At 33.8% G+C, this 20550-nt stretch carries 18 protein-coding genes; 9 read left to right on the top strand and 9 right to left on the bottom strand.

The annotated features are described in order from the left end of the window. Positions 1–28 precede the first annotated feature (28 nt). Positions 29–1867 carry a terpene cyclase/mutase family protein gene (locus ACQKP0_RS11205; RefSeq protein WP_427405930.1) on the bottom strand — a complete coding sequence of 613 codons (1839 nt, stop codon included), beginning with the start codon at positions 1865–1867 and terminating at the stop codon, positions 29–31. Between the two features lie 234 nt (positions 1868–2101). On the opposite strand from ACQKP0_RS11205, the gene ACQKP0_RS11200 reads away from it, so the two are divergent. Beyond that, a complete protein-coding gene (locus ACQKP0_RS11200; protein WP_427405929.1) occupies positions 2102–2203 on the top strand; it encodes a YjcZ family sporulation protein in 102 nt (33 codons plus the stop codon). A 119-nt stretch (positions 2204–2322) separates the two neighbouring features. On the opposite strand, the gene yhaM is transcribed toward ACQKP0_RS11200, so the two are convergent. The 5 genes from yhaM to ACQKP0_RS11175 all read right to left on the bottom strand — a co-directional run bounded on the left by yhaM (position 2323) and on the right by ACQKP0_RS11175 (position 9870). Continuing rightward, complete coding sequence (gene yhaM / locus ACQKP0_RS11195) at positions 2323–3267, bottom strand: 3'-5' exoribonuclease YhaM (protein ID WP_427405928.1); 945 nt, start codon at positions 3265–3267, stop codon at positions 2323–2325. A gap of 115 nt (positions 3268–3382) precedes the next feature. Next, the gene (locus ACQKP0_RS11190) at positions 3383–6334 is read right to left on the bottom strand and encodes an AAA family ATPase (RefSeq protein WP_427405927.1); all 2952 of its coding nucleotides are present in this window, start codon (positions 6332–6334) and stop codon (positions 3383–3385) included. A 14-nt stretch (positions 6335–6348) separates the two neighbouring features. Beyond that, positions 6349–7581 carry a metallophosphoesterase family protein gene (locus ACQKP0_RS11185; protein ID WP_427405926.1) on the bottom strand — a complete coding sequence of 411 codons (1233 nt, stop codon included), beginning with the start codon at positions 7579–7581 and terminating at the stop codon, positions 6349–6351. Positions 7582–7724: 143 nt separating this feature from the next. Beyond that, positions 7725–8978, bottom strand: a complete 1254-nt coding sequence (locus ACQKP0_RS11180; protein ID WP_427405925.1) for an ABC transporter permease — start codon at positions 8976–8978, stop codon at positions 7725–7727. Then, the gene (locus ACQKP0_RS11175; RefSeq protein WP_427405924.1) at positions 8971–9870 is read right to left on the bottom strand and encodes an ABC transporter ATP-binding protein; all 900 of its coding nucleotides are present in this window, start codon (positions 9868–9870) and stop codon (positions 8971–8973) included. The genes ACQKP0_RS11180 and ACQKP0_RS11175 overlap by 8 nt, the downstream gene beginning before the upstream one ends. Before the next feature lie 192 nt (positions 9871–10062). On the opposite strand from ACQKP0_RS11175, the gene ACQKP0_RS11170 reads away from it, so the two are divergent. Together ACQKP0_RS11170 and ACQKP0_RS11165 are read left to right on the top strand one after the other, a co-directional pair. Further along, complete coding sequence (locus ACQKP0_RS11170) at positions 10063–10779, top strand: TerC family protein (RefSeq protein WP_427405923.1); 717 nt, start codon at positions 10063–10065, stop codon at positions 10777–10779. 31 nt (positions 10780–10810) lie between these two features. Beyond that, positions 10811–10996: a YhzD family protein gene (locus tag ACQKP0_RS11165; protein ID WP_427405922.1), complete on the top strand. Its 186-nt coding sequence runs from the start codon at positions 10811–10813 to the stop codon at positions 10994–10996. A 108-nt stretch (positions 10997–11104) separates the two neighbouring features. Here the strand turns inward: ACQKP0_RS11165 and ACQKP0_RS11160 are convergent, their stop codons facing one another. The 3 genes from ACQKP0_RS11160 to ACQKP0_RS11150 all read right to left on the bottom strand — a co-directional run bounded on the left by ACQKP0_RS11160 (position 11105) and on the right by ACQKP0_RS11150 (position 13608). Continuing rightward, positions 11105–11890, bottom strand: coding sequence for an enoyl-CoA hydratase (locus ACQKP0_RS11160; protein WP_427405921.1), 786 nt, complete (start codon positions 11888–11890; stop codon positions 11105–11107). Positions 11891–12210: 320 nt separating this feature from the next. Further along, positions 12211–13077 (bottom strand): Cof-type HAD-IIB family hydrolase, encoded by an 867-nt coding sequence (locus tag ACQKP0_RS11155; RefSeq protein WP_427405920.1) that lies wholly within the window; start codon positions 13075–13077, stop codon positions 12211–12213. Between the two features lie 177 nt (positions 13078–13254). Continuing rightward, on the bottom strand, positions 13255–13608 hold the full coding sequence (locus tag ACQKP0_RS11150; protein ID WP_427405919.1) for a YlbF family regulator: 354 nt from the start codon (positions 13606–13608) through the stop codon (positions 13255–13257). A gap of 319 nt (positions 13609–13927) precedes the next feature. Here ACQKP0_RS11150 and ACQKP0_RS11145 point away from each other — a divergent pair, with 319 nt between their 5' ends. The 6 genes from ACQKP0_RS11145 (at position 13928) to ACQKP0_RS11120 (ending at position 20424) form a co-directional block, all read left to right on the top strand. Then, on the top strand, positions 13928–15286 hold the full coding sequence (locus ACQKP0_RS11145) for a YheC/YheD family protein (protein WP_427405918.1): 1359 nt from the start codon (positions 13928–13930) through the stop codon (positions 15284–15286). Beyond that, positions 15279–16361 carry a YheC/YheD family protein gene (locus ACQKP0_RS11140; protein ID WP_427405917.1) on the top strand — a complete coding sequence of 361 codons (1083 nt, stop codon included), beginning with the start codon at positions 15279–15281 and terminating at the stop codon, positions 16359–16361. Before ACQKP0_RS11145 ends, ACQKP0_RS11140 begins: the two co-directional genes overlap by 8 nt. A gap of 29 nt (positions 16362–16390) precedes the next feature. After that, positions 16391–17752: a YheC/YheD family protein gene (locus ACQKP0_RS11135; RefSeq protein WP_427405916.1), complete on the top strand. Its 1362-nt coding sequence runs from the start codon at positions 16391–16393 to the stop codon at positions 17750–17752. Next, a complete protein-coding gene (locus ACQKP0_RS11130; RefSeq protein ID WP_427405915.1) occupies positions 17749–18942 on the top strand; it encodes a YheC/YheD family protein in 1194 nt (397 codons plus the stop codon). Before ACQKP0_RS11135 ends, ACQKP0_RS11130 begins: the two co-directional genes overlap by 4 nt. Positions 18943–19219: 277 nt before the next feature. Continuing rightward, positions 19220–19411: a hypothetical protein gene (locus tag ACQKP0_RS11125; RefSeq protein ID WP_427405914.1), complete on the top strand. Its 192-nt coding sequence runs from the start codon at positions 19220–19222 to the stop codon at positions 19409–19411. A gap of 104 nt (positions 19412–19515) precedes the next feature. Further along, positions 19516–20424, top strand: a complete 909-nt coding sequence (locus ACQKP0_RS11120) for a PucR family transcriptional regulator (RefSeq protein WP_427405913.1) — start codon at positions 19516–19518, stop codon at positions 20422–20424. Positions 20425–20550 lie beyond the last annotated feature (126 nt).

Genomic DNA, 20550 nt, shown 5'->3' with positions numbered 1-20550 from the left:
GCAATATACCCCCTTTAATCAAATTGGTTCATTGTCCTATAAATTTCTTACGATAGTTACTTAATGTTAGCAAAGGCCAAATTAGATTGTAGCTATGGTAATAAATATAAAAATGCCCAGGCAATCCCGCTCCTGTTGGATATGTGAAAGATTTTATTGGCTTGGAAGCACTTTTTGTAAGGAAGTCTATTCCTTTTTCAATTTCATGGGTAGGATAGCTTGTAGTTGAAATTAACGCATCCAAAGCCCATGAAGTCTGTACAATCGTAGAGAACGAAAGTGGAATGTAATTTTTTTCTTTATCACTTTTACACGATTCACCCCATCCACCATCTGGTTGTTGAATTTCCATCAACCATTGGACAGATTTTTGTATAGAAGGATGCTCTGCCCCAACTCCAACCGCCATCAAACCAGTAACAGCTGCCCATGTTCCATAGATATAAGAAACACCCCACCGTCCATACCAAGATCCATTACTCTCTTGATGCTGCAATAACCAATTGACACCTGATTGAATTTTGGGGTGTAAATTGGTTATATTAACATGATTACCCAAAAACTCCAAAGTTCGACCTGTTAAATCTGCTGTTGAAGGGTCTATAGCTGTGTCTTTAAAATTTTCAATTGGAAATAACCCAATAAATGTTTTATATTGATTTTTTTCAAATGCACCCCAGCCTCCATCTTCATTTTGCATAGCTAATAACCAATTGACTCCAAGTTTCCATGCTTTTCGATATTCAGTATTTTGTAATGAAAGCCGTGAAATAGCTCGTAGTGCTGCTTGTGTGTCATCGATATCAGGGTTACTCGTGTTACTTTCTGAGAATCCCCAACCTCCAGGAACATGGGAATTCCCTTCTCTTTTCTTAACTTGCTGAAGTGATTGTAAATATTTTGCTGAAGATTGAATAACAGGATCTTCAATCGAAGTTCCGGACTCTTGTAAAGCATAACTAACCAAGGCAGTATCCCAAATTGTAGATGGTGAATTCTGAAGATGACAATCCTTACCATCGTCATATATCATTGATTTCAAGCCCTCAATTGCATGTAAAATAAGCGGAGAATTTATTCGATAGCCCAAGGCTAACAATGCATACACCAAATAAAAAGTAGCGCTTGCATAACTATATAAAGTTCCATCTTCCTCTATGCTCTTCAACATATAAGTTTCAGCCTTATTAAGTGCGTTTTTTGAAAGAAAGTTAGGAATAATTGAACGGAATGCGGAAAATAAACCCTTTTTTCCTCTTTGCCTTTTTTTTGAATTCAAATACAGATGAGATATATCAGGAGTCCATTTATTTTTTATAGTAAATTTCTTATATCCCAGTATCAAAATAGGAGCTAAATGGGCCCTAACATAAGAGCTGAACTTAAAGAAATTAATTGGAAAAAAAGAAGGTATATTCAGCAGGAAAAGCGGGAGAGGAAATATCCTAGGCCACGGATAGTGATTGTGTAAAGCTAGCATGAATTTTGTAGAAGGATGAGTATTTTCTAATCCTCCTTGATCAAGGATAAAACTTTCTGCTTTTTTCATGCAAAGATCTGTAGGACAAACAAAACCAGAATATAATAATGCCGTATAAGCTTCGACTGTTGCCGAAAGATTTCCTCCATCATCATCAAAAAGTTTCCAAGCTCCATTTGATTGTTGGGTATTAATTAATCGATTATATAGTTTTTTTATCAACTCTTCGTCTTTATACTCAATAATTCGCAGAAGCATTAATAAGTATGAATCAGTCATTGGACCACTTTCGAAACAATATTTCCATGTTCCATCATTTGATTGTTTTTCTATTATCTGCTGAATCAATCGTTGAATCTCATCATTTACATTTTCATTTATTTTCATATACGTCCCTCACCTCTACAACCCTGCGCAAACTGAACCTATGTGTATTAGAACTAAATACTTAAACAGAGCTTTTATCATAAAATATGACTACTTGCGTGCTGAAGATATAGTGAAAATATCTATATTTAGGGAGACAAAGCTGGCGGTTCCAAAAAAAAATTTATGAAAAGTCCAATCCAGGTTTTCGAATAGTTCATATATATATTTATCAGCTTATGGAGGTGAAATGTAATGGATGGAGGTTACGGTTCAGGTTTTGCACTAATCGTGGTATTGTTTATTCTTTTAATTATTGTAGGAGCTGCATTTGTCGGTGGAGGCGGCTACTATTAATTTTTGGAGTTCATTAGCAAAATAAAAAATCGCGTGAACCACCAATTTCACGCGAATTTTTTTTGTCTAGCGCAAACAGCCGGCCCCACGAGGTCAAGGCGCATGCGATTTCTAATTTCCTATTTATGAAAACTAGGTTTGTAAAACGAACGATTATCAAGAGCAAAGACTCGCTCACTAAATTCACCAGGTTTTACATTGCGCAGTGCTCTATCCATCATATTCATTTTGGCATCTAAATTATCGATGTAGTGAAGAATTTCTGCTTCTTTAATCATTGGAGGTTTTGCACTTCCCCATTCAGGTTTTCCATGATGACTCAAGACAAGGTGCTGTAATATCATCACTTCTTCTCCTTCAATTCCCAGCTCTTCTGCTGCTTTAGCAATTTCATTTACCATTATGGTGATATGTCCTAATAAATTACCCTCAACTGTATACGTTGTCGAAATAGGACCGGATAATTCAGTTACTTTTCCTAAATCGTGAAGAAGGATCCCCGCATACAATAAATCACGATCTAAGGATGGATAAAGGCTTGTTATCGCTTTTGCTAAATCAAGCATAGAAACTACATGATAGGCTAGACCAGATACAAATTCATGATGATTCTTTGTTGCAGCAGGATATACAAGAAAATCACTATTAAACTTTTTCAATAAATATCTAGTAATTCTCTGTATATGAGGGTTTTTCATTTCAAATATATATTGAGTAATCTTACTCATCATTTCATCTTGACTTACAGGAGCTGTCTCTAGAAAGTTGGAAATTTGAACACCATCCTGATCAGTTGCAGGGCGGATTTGTCTAATTCTTAACTGCAGCCGTCCACGGTAGTTCTGTATATCTCCATTTACCTTTACAATCGTTTCTGCTTTATAGGTTTGTGCATCCGTATCAGATACGTCCCAAAGCTTTGCTTCAATATCTCCTGTTTTATCTTGCAAAATTATGGATAAAAACGGCTTTCCATTACTTGCAATGCCTTTTGTACTATTTTTTATTAAAAGAAAAAGCTCAATTTGTTCCCCAACGTCAAATTGTAAAAGACCTTTTGTCATTATAATCCCCCCAATTTCTCTTAACTGCCTTAATAAGAAGACAAGCAGTTTAAATTTTGGATTGTGGCAATTTCTATTTTCTCTTAAACTGAGTATATCATATAATTCGAAAGTTTTATTTTGCCAAAGAATACTTATTCTCTTCATTTAATGCGAGAATTTGATCCTTAGGAAATAGTTCCAAAATATGTTGATGACAAGTGAAAAAAATAATTTGTGTCGTTTTACTTATTTCTGAAAGAATATGAATCATTCTTTTTGTTCGATGCTTATCAAAGTTAACAAATCCATCATCAATAATCATCGGAAATGGAAATTCATCTTGTAAAATTTGAACTAATGCCAATCTTAATGATACATATACTTGCTCAGCTGTCGCTTGACTGAGTTCATCAGGTTCGAATGTAATATTATCGTTTCTTTCAACAATAAATTGGCCAGCTGATTGAAAGATCAAACGAACATATTCACCATTAGTTAAGATACGCATAAATTCTTGAGCTTTTTCTAAAACTTTTGGAAAGCGTTCATTTTTCATCCGATTCATCGTTCTTTTAATCATTTGATTGGCTATGGCTAATTCTGCCCATTCCTTTGCTTTATCATTAAATACTGATTTTAAACGGTAATACTCATGTAATTTTTCGGTATAACTTCCTCCATCCTCTAAAATACTAATTTCATGCTGTACCTCTAATTTTCTTTTTTGATACGTTTCGAGTAAATTTTCGGTTGATTGTAATTTCTGTTGGCAAGTTAATAATTCCTGTTCCAGTTCTTTTAAAGATGGAAAGGACTCCATTGCCTTTATATTTTCATATTTTACCTTTTTTTCAATAATGGTAAGATTTCTAGATAATGAATTGTATTCATCGTGGACTTTTCCCTTTTTTCGAAATGCTTCTTGATTTTCAACTCCTGCTTCATTCAAAAGGGATTTTAATGAAGTCTCAAGTGATGTATACTCTTTATGCCATTTTAAATGATCGTTTTCTAGTTCTTCTAATTTACTATCTATTTCACGATATAGGAGCCTATTTTCCTGTTCTTTTTTTAGCATATTTTTCAAGCGAATAATTCCTTCTTCATTTGTCAGACTCCCTAATTGGAGTATATTCGATTGTTTAGTTAATTCTTTTTCCCATTGGGATACATTTTGTAAAAGTGAATTTATTTGTTTTTCCGTACTATTTCTATTATGCACTAGCTTTGAGAGTTCACAAAGAATATCAAAAGCATCAGGCAGCTGTTCAACGGAAAAACCTTCGTGAAGTCTAAGCTGTTGCTTTATATCAACTAATTTACGTTCAACACTTTCCCACTCTACTTCCCATACTTTATGCTCCTTTATTTTTTCCTCACTTCGAACATGTTGATTTTCTATTTGCAGCACGAGCTCTTTCCATTTTTGGCGAAGCATTTGCTGTTCTTCATATATTGGCCCCATATCTTTATATTGTTTTATTTCTTCTAAAATCTTTTCAGCATTTTTTAGTATGTGGTCTTCTTGGTTTTCTTTGTTATTTTTTCCTTTTTTCTTATTTGTCCAAATCGAATAGCTCAAGACAACCATGCCAACGAAGGCACTACCTAAGAAAAAATAATGCTTAGTTATAAAACTCCAAGCAAGGAATCCAATAAATAAAGCATATAGAACAAGGTAGGTAAGGATGTTTTCTTTTCGCTCGGAACTTTTTTCTGGCTTTATTAATTTCATCTGCTCTTGCAGCTGGTGATATTGATTATGTAAGCGGGTATAATTTTGCTGATTTTCAGATAGCCGTCTAAATTCATCCTCATTTAAAAGGTGGGACTCAATGGTTTCACATTGTTTTTCAAGTTCAATTTGTTTTCTTTTTTCTATTTCAATTTGCTTATTTAATTCTGCTGCCTGTGATGTTAAATAAAAATAGTTTTTTATGCTTGATCGAATCCGCTCTTTCATATCTATACTAAGATCTAATGAAGAAAGCTCTATTATATCGCTATCTCCGAAATGAATTTGTCTTTTTAAAATGGATATTTGATCATTCCATTTTGTCAGCTCCTCATTCCCTCTAACGATTTCTTCCTGCCATTGGAATATTTTCGGCCATTTTTCAATAAGTAATTGAATGTTAGTTTCATACATTTTCATTATTTTGTTTGGTTCTACTTGGCTGCGTTCTTTTTCATACTGATTTTTTCTTATATCAAGAATCTGTAATTGATTGGCGGCAATCCGAAGCTGATCTTCTATCTTTTCCATTCTATTTATTCCATCAATCGGAAATTGTGGTATACCTATTTCCTCTATGCGTTGTAAAATTTGATTCCTTTCCTGAATTAAAGACCAGTCCTGTTTAAGCTGTTCTAGCTTGCGAACTTCTGTATATGAATCTGAAATTTTGTTTTGTATTTCATTTATTTCTTGTAATAGTTTTTGATATTCCAACTGCAAACTCTCATACATTTGATTATGCTGCATGCTTTTCTTAAAATCTTTTTCATGCTCTTTTAATTTCTGCAGCATTTCATTTATTTCTGGTTTTCTGCCATTTGGTTTAAATAACTGATCCATTTCTTTTTGGAGCTGCTCCTCGGATTTGACTATTGTTTCTGTACCAATCGTTCCCGCAGCTAAAAGATAACGGCCTATGTCATCCCCTTTTAAGCGACTTACTCCTTGTAAACCGTGGACATTAAAAGAAAAGATGTTTTTATACATTGTTTTATTCATATTTTTTAATAGATTTTTTAGTAATTCTTCTCCACCAATCGTTCCATCAGGCAGCTTAACAGTTACATTTCCAACTGCTTTTCCAGCTACTCTTTCAATCCACACATCTCCATGATCTTCTATCTCCAGAATCATATTCCCACCATATTTTGAACCCATTTTCGGCTCATATCTGAGCTCTGATTGCTGTTTAGTGGGAAAACCAAATAAAATACCATGAATAAATGACATAAGGGTAGATTTACCAGCTTCATTTTCACCATATATGACTTGCAAAGAAGTTGAAAAAGGCAGCTGGAGACTTGAAAGTTTTCCATAACCATATATATAAACTTCTTTTATTTTCAATGAGAACACCCCCTTTATAAATTGGATTGAATAAGTCGAGAGACTATATTCTCAGCCTTTCGTAATAAATCATTTTGTTCTTGAACAGATATCTTGTCTAAATAACGACCGCTAAAAATATGTCCGTATAATTCGTCAATTGCTTGTTCGAATGCCGCTGAACTACTTAATTCTGTAATCGATTCAGCCAGCTCCTTTTTAAAGGCTTCTTCAATACCGTCTGGATATTCCGAAGTTTCACATTCGATCTGATAGATCCATACAAATGTTTCTTCATAGTCTTCACCATCTTGAAGTGCCTCCAGCAATTCCCCATTTTCTATTTTTCCTAGGACACCTTTCTCTAGTTCATCAACATTTTCTATCTGCATCCGAAGAAGAACTCCCTGTGAATTTCGTCGTTGATTTTCGATTTCCTTTTTACATAAAACATAGAGGTCAGAGAAGGTTTTAATAGATTTAGCATTAAGTATGACATGCTCCCAAATAATATCTGCCGTTTCAATATGTTGAAGTGTTGTTTCTTGATCGGATAAGGTTACTGCGAAGCACCCCTTCGTCCCTTCTTCCTTCTTATTACGTCCTTGAATATTACCTGGATACACAATAAATGGATTTTGTTCCTTATGTAATATTTGCTGCTTATGTATATGACCTAACGCCCAGTAATCCAACCCTTTTTCAAGCAAATCTGTTATTGTAAATGGAGCATATGGTTGATGGACAGAGATTCCTCCCTCACAGTGGCCATGGAGCATACCAATATGAAAATCTGCTTCATTTATCTTTTGGTAATCGTTAATTTTCTTCTCGGTTACATGTCGCTCCGGATAACTAAAACCATATATATGTACGTTCATATCGTTTTTTGTCATAAATTTCTTCATTTCCACCTTAGAAGAAAATACATGAACATTTGGCGGCATTTCTATGGTTGTCCACTTTCCATTTAAATGATCATGATTACCATATAGCATAAAAACATGAATTCCTGTACTATTTAATCTTTCCATCTGCTTCCGAAGACGTGCTTGGGCTTTTATACTTCGATCCTCTCCATCATAAAGATCACCACAAATTAAGACAAAGTCCACATTCATTGAAATTGCTGCATCGACTATCTTTATTAATGAAGCAAACGTACTTTCTTGAATTCTTTTAAATATATTCTTTGGTAAATATTGCAGACCAACGAAAGGACTATCTAGATGCAGATCTGCTGTATGGATAAATTGAATGCTGCTCATAAAATCACCTGTCTAAACGAATATATGTTCTTATACTCATTATAAACATTTTTATAGATTATAAAAGGGATTCATAAAAAACTTATAAAAAAAACTGAAAAAACATCCCCTATTCATTCCTTGGAGATGTTTTTTCAGTTAATTTATTGATTTTTTGATAATTGAAAAGCCTTTTTGATGTTTTTAAGAGAATTTGATTTTCCGTATAAAAGGACACCACCGCGAAAAATTCTGGCACCGATAACCGCCATAATAATAATTGAAACAATCAGGACTGCTACTCCTGATATACCTACCCACATCGGTAGATCTAGCATTCCAACTCTCAAAAACATGAGCATTGGTGTAAAGAATGGAATATAAGATGTCACCGTTACAAATCCTGCGGAAGGATTATTTAACCCTGACATAGCTATAAAGAAACCGATCATAACGAGAAATGTCATAGGCATCATCATTTGTTGAGCATCTTCAGTCCGGCTGACAAGAGAGCCAAGAAATGCTGCAAAGGTTGCGTATAATAAATATCCTAAAAGGAAAAACACAATTGCATAAGTAATTGTTGAAACTTTAATATCGGAAAATCCAAAGAATTCAAAGAAACCGCCTTTCATATTCCCTAGATTCTGCTTTATCGTAAAATATGCTACTACAAGCAAAAATGCCATTTGGGTAAGCCCAAGCAATGCCCCCCCAATAATTTTTGCAAACATTTGCTGTGTTGGAGATGCACTGGAAATAAGGATTTCCATCACACGTGATGCCTTCTCTGTAGCTACCTCCATGCCAACCGTGGTTGCATAAAAAATAACTGAAAAATAGATCGCGAATAATAGAATGTATACAAGTCCCCTTGCCTTGGCTAGTTCTTCAGCCGATTTTGCATTGTTTTCAAGACTCACTTCTTTAAACGCTATCGGACTATTAAGAAGCGCTAATTTATCGGAAGACAAATTAAGCTGAGCAGCAGCCAAGCTTGATTTTACTGATTGTAGTGCTTGTGATAGCTGACCTGATAATTCAGAATTTGTGAGTGTTGGAGCTTTATAAGTAGCCTCAGGTAATTTTGATTGATCCCATGAGATTAGTAAATACCCCTCGTACTTTTTATTAGAAACTGCTTTTTGTAAATCATTTTCGCTTTTATCTACTTTGACTAACTTAATATCTTTGTTAATCGCTTTTAATTGTTCCTGAAATGGTTTGAATACTGTATTTGTCTGATCAAGAACGGCAATTTTTTCTGTTTTCTCTCCACCTGAAAATAAATCGATGATACGGTTCATATTACCCAAAATTAATACAGCGATAAGCATAATAACAGTGGTAATAATAAATGATTTAGATTTCAACTTAGAGACATAGGCATGCCCCAGCATAATCCCAAATTTATTCATAGGAAGCACCTACCTTTTCAATGAAAATGTCATTTAAAGATGGCTCTTCCAGTTCAAACTTGCGAATAAATCCTTTTCCATTAATTTCATTAAGAACCTGCCTAGCCGTGTCTTCGTCTTTAATCTGTAAGTAAGCTCCTTGAGCTGTTTTCTTGAATTTTAATACTCCTGACTGATCCTGGATAAAGCTTAGGTCAAAATCAGCATGAATGGTAATATTTTTCTTTCCGAATGATTTTTTTATTTCTCTCAATCGACCATGTACGACAGGTTGACCATGATGCATAATACATAAATTTTCACAAAGCTCTTCTACATGCTCCATTCGGTGGCTGGAAAAAACAATAGTTGACCCACTTTCTCTTAATTCATTAACTGCTGACTTAAGAGTTTCTACATTTACTGGGTCAAGACCACTAAATGGCTCATCTAAGATTAATAATTTTGGTTTATGTAAAACTGATGCAATAAATTGGATTTTTTGTTGATTTCCTTTCGACAATTCTTCTACTTTTTTATCTATGTATTCTGGAACATTGAAGCGTTCAAGCCATCTTTTTAATTCATTATAGGCTTCCTGCTTATCCATTCCTCTTAACCTAGCTAAATAAATTAATTGATCCTTCACCTTTTGTTTTGGATATAATCCCCTTTCTTCTGGTAGATATCCAATTTGAGAGCTAATAGAATAATCTATTTTTTTCCCATTCCACGTAATTTTCCCTTCATTTGGATCCATCAATCCTAAAATCATTCGAAATGTCGTCGTTTTCCCAGCACCGTTTGCACCTAAAAAACCAAACATCTCTTTTTCTGGAATCGTAAGTGATAAATCATTAACAGCAACAAACGATCCAAACTTTTTTGTGACATGTTCTAATGTTAATGCCAATTTTTCGTACCTCCATTCTTATGTGAATTATTTTTCACATTACTACTACTTATACGATTGATGTAGGAAAAAAGTTCCTACAAAATAAATTATTTGTGTTCTATTAATCAAGTGTTTTCTATCAATGCCTTTTAAATTTGTGTTAATATATTAGAGAATCGATTACTATTAGTATGTGGAGAAGGGGTTTAAATGGAAAGTTTGTTTCCGATTGGATTAGCCTTGTCAACTGGTTCTTTTCTAGTATTGCTTAAGATTATAATGATTGATATCGTTTTATCAGGGGATAATGCCGTTGTCATAGCAATGGCAACTAGAAATCTACCGAAAGATCAACAAAATAAAGCGATTTTTTGGGGAACTGGCGGGGCTGTCATTTTACGGATTTTGTTTGCGGTAATCATTGTACAGCTTTTAAAAATTCCTTATGTTGAGATTATCGGTGGTCTTCTTCTTCTATGGATTGCCTTTAAAGTGCTTGTAGGCGAAGAAGAGGACATCCATGTCAAATCGCAAAGCGGTGTCATGAAAGCGATTGGTACGATTATTTTAGCAGATGCTGTGATGAGTTTAGATAATGTTGTTGCGCTGGCTGGTGCCGCAAATAATCATATTGGATTAATTGCAATGGGTGTTATTATTAGTATCCCAATCATGATTTTTGGATCAAAATTAATTGTTAAAGCAATGAATAAATATGTGTGGATTGCTTACATTGGTTCTGGAATATTAGCATGGACGGCAGGAGAAATGCTAATGAAGGAAGAAAAGCTTTTACAACTATTAAATATTTCTCACGGTCCTATCACTTATTTAATTTCAGCTATTTTAACAATTTTTATACTAGCATCCGGATATGCAGCGAATAAAAAAATCGCGTCTAAAAGAGGGGTTCAACACGTTCATTAATATATTCTATATATGATGGGAGAATACTTTTATGGGGATTTACAAATTAACTGCTTTTGAACCAAATGGGGAGAAAATTTTAGATGAAGCATTTGAGGCAAACAGTGACAACGAAGCAAAAGCAAAAGGTGAAGCATTATTGAAAGAAAATAATGCCTCCGAAAAAACGCATCGCTGCACTTCACCAGATGGTAAATTGATACTATTTCATCGATAAGAAAGATTAGTTTTTTATACGTCGCAAAATAACTAAAAAAACGAAGCTCTGTCACTTACATATAAGTGGAAGCTTCGTTTTTCATTTCATAGCTTAAAATAATTTATACTACCTACCTATAAAGTTTGGTTTTCGTTTTTCTACAAAGGCTTTAATTCCTTCTTTATGGTCTATTGTTTGTCTCATTTTCCATTGGGCATTCTTTTCTAATTCGAATGCTTTTAATAAGCTTTGACGTTTTAACTCAACATAGATTTGTTTCGTTTCAATCATTGCTGCTAAAGGCTTTGACTTCCATAAATTAATTTTGTTTACAAGAGCCACTTGTACTTGATCGGCAACTTCATCGATTAATTCTAGTTCATATGCCTCTTTGGCAGTGAGTACTTTTCCATCCCAAATTAGTTTTTTAGCTTTGTTTTCACCAATTCGAAGTTCAAGAAGAAAATGCCCCCCTCCATCTGGAACTAAGCCAATCCCAATAAAATTCATGGCAAATTTACTATTTATATCAGAAATAATATGGTCCGTTGCTAAGGCAATGCTTAAACCTAAACCTGCTGCAGCACCATTAATAGCTGCAATTGTTAACTTTGGCATCGTATATAATGTAGTAATTAATTCATTTATTTGATCCATAATGACAAAGAATTGCTCCTGTCCTGCTAATTGAAGCATTTCCTTTATGTCCCCACCAGAAGAAAATCCTGTCTCGTTTCCTTGTAACACAACAATTTGAATTCCCGTATTCATCTTGATTTCGTTTAAACAAGCTACTAATTCTTTGATCATTTCAGTATTCAATGCGTTTAATGATTTAGGACGATTGAATCGAATATAAGCAATATTTCCTTTTAATTCTGTTTCAATTGATTGATAGGTTGATACTTCCATCTTTATCCCTCCATTTAATCATAATGTTTATTTTAAGAATAAATGAATGATTATTCATTCACAATAGCAAAATAAATATTTTTTGATTGGCTTTGTTAATGATTGCTGTTGATAAAATTTTCTGTAGGGTTTGCGTGAAGCGATTTCTTTACGTAGTAAAACTAGCTGAACGTATACCCTACAGATTTTATTAGAAACAACAATATTGTTTAACAAAGCCTTTTGATTTTATTTTCAGTTATTCCCTGGTGCATGATTTAGAACTTTCTAGGATAAGACAAAAAGGCACCAGACCACCTAAATATCTGGTACCCGAATTTCTATTTAATTAAATTCATTTTCTTTAGAAATTCGATGGGTTGTTGTTTGCGGAAATGTTCTTTAACCATATAGGACACACCATTCTCGTTGTTTGAACGAGTAATCCAGTCTGCTGATCGCTTAAGTTTCGTCGATGCATTTCCCATGGCAACTCCAAGACCAGCCCATTCTATCAGTGCAAGATCATCCTTACCTGAACCTATCATCACAACTTCCTCACGTTGGATGTTTAGGCGGTCACATAAATATAATACACCTTTTAATTTTGAAGATCCTTGAGGAACAATCTCTAATATATGGTTATCATTTTCGATACAATTGATCTCATGAAACATTTGATGTAAAGCCTTCTTAGCATCTGTTAGATCTATATTATTATCAAAATCAACTTCGATTTTTGGTGGTGATACTGGGGTTTCAATTAGTTTATCAAGAAGAGAATCGACATATGTTTCAGAATAAGAAAATCGATTGGAGGTTTGGATGACAAACTTTCCTATTAAATTTTCTGGAAGCTTCTTCTTATTGGCAATCGTATACCGTTCATGCACCAACCTTATTTGACAATTAAATGCCTCTAGAAACCTTACAATATCGTGCGTTACATCTTCATTGATTCTTCTGACTAATATTGGTTTATCCATTTCACTTGCTACAAATGATCCCTGATGTGTAACTAAACACGTATTTAAGCGTAATTCCTTTGCTACTCTTCTCGCAGACGAAAAATTTCTTGAAGTTACAAGGGTAACCTTAATTCCTTTTGAAACAGCAAATTCAATCGCTTCTTTCGTTGCTTTATTTAAACGACCATTGTCTTGCAACAAGGTTCCATCAATATTTAAAGCTAACATTCTGTATATCATAGATGTTCCCCCTTCACAGATGTCAATCCAAGATGAATCTAACAAGTTTGTTCCTTTCTATAGTTTTATGAATTATACTGCCAGGATAGAACAAAAGCTTAATCAAGATAACTTTTAAAAATAAAAAAAAGAATTAGCTTAAAGCCAATTCCTTTTCACTGATTCTTTTTAATATGATTACCTATTCATTGATCCGTAAAGCTCATCAAGCGGTTTCATAATGATTTTGTTTAATTCATTAATGGACATGCTTACTTGTTGTTCAGCTTCCATTAATTTAACGATTTTTGGGTTTTGCTGAACAAGTGCAGCAACACTCTGAGCATTTTGGACCTCCGCTTCTGATATATTTTGTCCTGTCATTTGTTTTTCTTGTAAGTTCATTTGTATTTTGCGAAATTCATCGAACATTTTCTTTGCTGTTGGGTCGTTTAAAACCATATCATAGCTTGCTTTTAAGTTTCTGTATTCATCACTATTTCTAAGGGCCTTCTCTAATTCATATGCATAATCATAAAGATTAGTTTGCAACAAAATAACCTCCTCAAAATTCACTAAAACAATATTTTTACAAATCTAGCTCGTGTAATCACTTGTAACCATCGACTTTCTATTTCACTATATCAGAGTATGGGAATCAATGCGAATATGACACAAATTTACTTCTACGTAAATGATCATACTTCCATTTCAAATTTACTCCAATTTAAAGCATATAAGAACCAATTATGCCTATAAATCATACGATATTTAAGAGCCTAGAATAAGAAAAGCGAAAGCGTCTTGATTAGCCTCGTGGGGCTGGCTGCTGGAGCTAGACATAAAAGAAAAGCATAAACGGGGACTGCCTATGGTTTATGAGGTACTTATACAGCCGTCATTAACATTATCTGATGATTTCCCTACAGTAGAAATCTCAGATGGATTACTGAAAAATTTAAATATACCATTTAAGGAAACCATTGAAATAAAACTGGGAGGAGAAGAAATTTTAGTACGTTTAAATAGATCTCAGCATTCTAGCGACAAAGAGACCATTTTTTTTAATCAATCATGCTTTTTAGCTGCAAAACTGCCATTTCTTCCAATAAAGCTTCAAGCAATTGCTCAGCATCATTGTTTGATTCTTGGCCCAATTGTTGCCGTTATCACTGAAATAAAAATGAACAAAGGGGAATCCCCCCTCTTTTCCTCGATACAGACATTTTGTGAAGAATTACATGAATACAGCAGGCAATATGGAGGTTTGTTTTATGTTACAAATTTATCACGATTTCCCAATGCAGGTTTCTATTATGATCAAGGAAACTGGATAGAGAATTTAACTCCTAAAGCAAATATCATTTATAATCGCATTCATTCACGACGTATTGAGGATAATCCAAAATTTCAGCTATTGAAAAAAAAATGGGAAAAAGATGGTTTTCTACTTTTTAATGCAAGTTATCTTACAAAATGGCAAGTGCATGAAACCATTTTTAAAAAAAACTATCTTAATGTCTTCTTACCAAAGACCTCTCTATTTAAAGAAGTAAATGTTGATCAATGGATATTAAAATATAAAGATTTATATTTAAAACCTGATACAGGGAGTCAAGGAAGACAAATTATCCATTTTTTTATTAATGATAATCATTTTGATATCGAGCAAATTTCCTTTTCTAAAGAAACGAACTATTCATTTTCAACTTTAAAAAAAGCTTTAGAGCAAATAAAAGAATGGATTGGAACAAAGAAATTTATTGTTCAGGAAACCATTCCACTCATACAAATCGATGGCAAAAGGATAGACTTCCGCTTTCTTTGTATTAAAAAATCTATAGACCAATGGAATATAACCTCCGCCGTTGCCAGAATGTCTGGTGATAAACATTTTGTCTCCAACATCGCGCAAGGTGGTACCATTATTCGCCCTGAAAAAATCTTAACAATACTATTTGAAAAAGAAAAAGCGGCACAAACCCTCCTTTTAATGAAGGAGCTGGCACTTGAAATTGCAAGTGCCATAAGTGATGGAACGGACGGATTAATAGGTGAACTTGGTATAGATATAGGTGTGGATTACAATGGAAGGCCTTGGTTAATTGAAGTGAATTCCAAGCCCTCAAAACAAAAAGTAGAAGATTCACCTATGATTCGGCCATCAGCAAAAGCAATATATCATTATTGTAAAGCATTATGGATTGAAAGGAGTATGATTGATGATTAGACTAGGAATTTTAACAATGATGCCATTGGAAAGTCATTCCTATTTTGATGAAATGGCAAAACGTACAAAAGAATATAACATAATTTTATATTTATTTTCTCCACTATCGGTAGAGCCGTCTACACAAATGATAGAAGGATATCGATATGAAAATTCGAACAATAGTTGGAAAAGTGAGCGTTTTGCAATTCCAGAATATCTTTATGATCGGTGTTTCTATGGCGAAGATCGTAAATCCGCGGAAGCTCAATCAGTTGTTTCATGGTTAAAATCCAAAAAGAACATTCATTTTTTAGGATATGGATTACCAAATAAATGGAGACTTTATGAAACGTTAATAAAAGAGCCTGCAATTTCACCATATTTACCCTCTACTAATAAGGCTGCCAATGCAGAAAAGATTTTAGCTGAGCTGCACAAACATAATGAAATTATCTTAAAACCAATTAATGGTGCACATGGATTTGCCGTTTACTCATTAAAGAAAATGGATAAAAAAATTAAAATTCGAACAACAAAACAAGGCACAATCATTGAGAAGATATTTGACGATACAAAAAGTGTTTCTCATTGGCTGGAAAATTTACTAACTAGACAAATTTTCTTAATCCAACCAAGATTAAATAACCTTAATTCAAAAAAAGAACCATTTGATCTCCGAATATTTTTACAAAAGGATAAGCAAGGGATATGGAAGGAAAAAGGCAGAGCCATTCGTTGTGGGAAGAAACATGGTTTACTAACAAATATTAGTGCAGGAGCAAATGTGATTTCATATTCAAAATGGAGGGAAAGTACACCATATTTTAATCACGACTATATCAATCAAGAATTAGATGACATTTTAAGAATTCTTCCAGAAATACTCGAAGAAAAGTTTCATCCTTTATTCGAACTTGGAATTGATATTATTATTGCTAGTGATCAATCGCTTTGGATTCTAGACATGAACTCTAAGCCAGGAAGAAAAATAATCAATCTAACTGAACCCCAGCAACTCGATACGCTATATTCCGCTCCTCTTGTTTATTGTTCTTATCTAGCAGCTCAAAGTAAAGATGCAGTATCGAATTAATAAGCTAATGAGAATGCGAGGTGCTTCACATGCCCAAACGCTATAAAATTGAATTTTTTGAGCAGAAAGAATTCATATGTTATTATCCTGTGAATTTTACTGAAGAAAAATCTCCAAAACGAATTGCCTTCGGTTCTAAAATAGTAGAGGCTAAATGTAATAAACAGCCCAATGGGAGAAATATCATTTCTCTAAGCACTGGACTTGCAGAACAATTAAATCTGCCTCGCTTTGTATCAACGATAACGCTGTTTGAATCTAATGATCGAATTATTTTAGGACCATTAGTGGGTATATTCACATCTGGTTTTTCACAATTTCCTATTAAACCAATTGGAGAAAGGTCATCATTATTTTCTAAGTTACTATCTACGCATTCTTCTGTAGGCGTTGTTCCATTTCTTTTCGGTGAGCAGCATATTGACTGGGATCTCCAGCTAGTCAATGGTTTTTTTTATACTGAAGATGGATGGACACAGATGGAGGTCCCCTTTCCTAATGTCATCTATGATCGGCTCCCTAATCGACGAAGTGAAAAATTAATGAAATCAAAACGTGTCAAGGAAAGGATGGAAAAGGAATTCTTTATTCCATGGTACAATCCCGGTTTTTTTAATAAATTAGATGTGTATGAACGATTATTTACTGATAAGAAAGCGATCCTTTTTTTACCAGAAACAGCTCCATTCACCTCTTTCCATAAAATTGAAAGAATGCTTTCTAAATATGGTCATGTTTATATTAAACCTATGAATGGCAGTCTTGGCCTCGGTGTCCACCAAATCATTTATGATCGAAAGAGTAATACTTATTATTGTCGATACCATGATACAAAAAATCATTTATTAAAATTTTCTTCATTAGAATCACTAATTAATAATATCTTTGCAAAAAAAGATTTAAACCGGATGCTTGTGCAGCAGGGCATTAATCTTTTACGAGATGAACGCCGTCCAATCGATTTTCGTGTCCATGCTAATAAGGATGAACATGGTTTATGGAAAATTAGTGCCATTGCTGCGAAAGTAGCAGGAATCGGTAGTCCGACTACACATATAAAAACAGGTGGAGAAGTAAAAACAATCGAAGAAATTTTTATCGATAGTGATGAACGCAACAAATACAAAACGAAGCTTGAAAATGCCGCACTAGACTTATCGGAATCAATTGAAAAGCAACTAGATGGAATTATTGGCGAGATAGGATTTGATTTTGGGATAGACACGAAGGGAAATGTATGGCTTTTTGAAGCAAACTCTAAGCCAGGGCGTTCTATCTTCTCACATCCTGGATTAAAGGAGTCTGATATTCTGACTCGGAAGCTGACTCTTTCCTATTCGATTTTCTTAACCGAAAAACATATGAAAAAGTATGGGGATTTATTCATATGAATATCATTTTTGATAAAAAAAGAATGACTTTCGTCCATAATGAAATATCTCAATCACCTATATTTTGGGGAGCGACAGATGAACTACTCCCCTATTCTCCAGAAAACAGTAAAAATCAAATAGGCAGGATTGTGGTAAAAAAAACAGATTGTAGAGTAGGTCCACTAGTAGGGATTTTGACAAGCAGGACAAAGGACGGGGATATCGTAGGCAGTAAAGAATTATTTATCAGCATTCAAAAAGAGCTTCAAATTTCTGGAGGACTTTCATATGTTTATACGTTAGAAGATTGTAAAAATGATTTCATTAATGGGGCTTTCTATATTGAGGAAGATGATGTATGGATCAAGTCTAACTTTCCTTATCCCAATATAATATATAATAGGATTTCATCTAGAATTGAAGAAAAAAATGACCAATTTTTTCAACACAAAATTTCAGCCTCAAATAATGGTATTTTCTTCTTTAACCCAGCATTTATCGATAAATTTTCAATGTTCCGGTTGTTTTCAAAAAACTCTTTACTGCGTCCATTATTACCGCCAACAAGAATGATTAAAGAGCAGCAAGAGTTAGAAGAATTTTTATCCCAGTATAAAAACATATACTTAAAACCAACGATTCGTTCCCAAGGGAATGGGATTTTTTATATAAAAAAAGAAGGTAATGGACCTTATTTTTGTCAAAAAGCAAAGCAAAAAAAGGAATTTTATTCGTTCTATGACTTATGGAATTATATTGAAAAATCAATCCTTAAATATCCTTATATTGCTCAAAAAGATATTGATAGTGCAAAAATCGATGACAAAAAATATGATTATCGTATCCTCAGTCATTTTACACATAATGAATATATTATTACTGGAATCGGTATTAGAGTAGCGGATTCAGACAGGATTACAACACATGTAACAAAAGGGGGATATATCCTGCCATATAATGAAATTCGCCAACAATCACTTGAAAAGGTATTTCAATGGATTTTAAAAGAATGCGGGGAAACTTTGTCAAATGAGTATGGGACTTTTGCAGAATTTACTATTGATTTAGGGCGTGATCATAGTGGGAAGTTGTGGATATTTGAGGTGAATGCAAAACCGATGACATTTGATGAAAATGAGATTGAAAAGTCACGAATACAAACATTAGTGAATATCTTTTATGAACAATCTATTTTTAATAACAACTAGTATTTACCAATATTTTAATGCATGTAATATTCCTCTAAATGCAAAAGCTAAAGTAATGCAGAAGATAATTATTATTTCTGCTTATTATGTGTGTTCAAAAAGGAGGACAAAAAGAGACGAGAATTTCAAGGAAGCGTAGCCTCCGAGCACCGGAGCGTATGCTTTTAATACGTGAGGAGCGGAGGAGCAAGCTGACGCAGAAATTCGACAGCTATTTTTCCCAGACTTTTTGAACAACCTCTCATGTTTACTTTGTCATATAAAGGAGTAGATCGATATGGCTGAAAAAAAGGATGCTGAGTTTCTACCTGATACCCATTACGAGGGAAGAGACAATGCCTATCTAGATGTAGATAGAATGGTGAACGAAGGAATGTCAGGTGGATCTGTTCATATGCGGGCAGATTCAACGAACATTGAGGAAGCTGTGGATTTCTTCGCTGAAGATCCACCGAAAGAAATTGACTAATTTCCTAAACAACACCTCTTTAATATTGGGGTGTTGTTTTTGTATTCTTGTAAGAATTCGGGAATTTTTATAAAATGAAATAAACTGAAAAAGGACTAAAATTTATGCTAAAAAAACTAAAAAATCGCTATCCAAATGCAGAAATAAAATCAATCCCAACAAAACTTTCCCAAATGATATGGTTTTATTTAGATGATGAAGAAAAATACATTGGCATCCCTACATCTGATTTAAGTAATCCTGAAATAGAATTATTAAAAGCTTTATTTCCTATTTATCAGGACAAACAATTACTTAATACATCCATTCAATCTCAAAAATGGTATGACTACCTTTTTGAAGAGAATTCTACATTCCCTTCTAATCAAATAAATGTAGATTATCGCTTGATACAGTTTACTTTATCACAAATTAAAGAGGAGTTTGAACACGAAGATTGGCAAGAAGCGATAAAAGCCCTGTTTCCAAATGAAGTTGTTCTTGTTTTTTTATCGGCAAGTGAAGGGATTATTGTTGAGAAAAGACAGGATTATATTCTATCAATAGATGAGCTAAATACATCCATTCATGCATTAGAAAGTGACTTTTATTGTAAAATTCATTTTTATATCGGTATGTTTAATACTTTAGAAAATGAACTAAATTCTTTATTTCAACTAGAACAAACGCTTTTCCGATTTGCTCTAAAGGAAATGGCAAAGGATCGAATTTTTTCACTTTCCAATGTTTTTCCTTTATATCTTTTGAAAAATATTCCATCGGGTACTCGATATCCATTTTTCTCCTCTATTTATGATGTTTTTAAAGAAGATGTTGAGCTTAGAAGAACGATAAAGCTTTATTTAGAGAATCATTCAAATGCAAGTTTAACGGCAAAACAACTTTTCCTACATCGAAATAGTCTTCAATATCGCATTGATAAGTTTGTTGAAAAAACAGGATATGATTTAAAATCCTTTCCTGTTTCTGTTATTGTTTATCTTGCTTGTTTAGATTTTGAATATAATTTATAAGAAAAGCGCAAGCGCCGCAGGTCTGGCGTACGGATTTTGTAGTCTTCGACTGAGATAAAGGAGACACGACGAGGGACGAGTCGATGTTGACTTATCGTAGGGAGAAGACGGAGAAATCCGCTAGCC

This window comes from Heyndrickxia sp. NPDC080065, assembly GCF_050281185.1.
Classification (GTDB): Bacteria; Bacillota; Bacilli; order Bacillales; family Bacillaceae_C; genus Heyndrickxia.
Note: the sequence above shows the minus strand (reverse complement) of the source record. Positions and strands in the feature narration are given on the sequence as shown.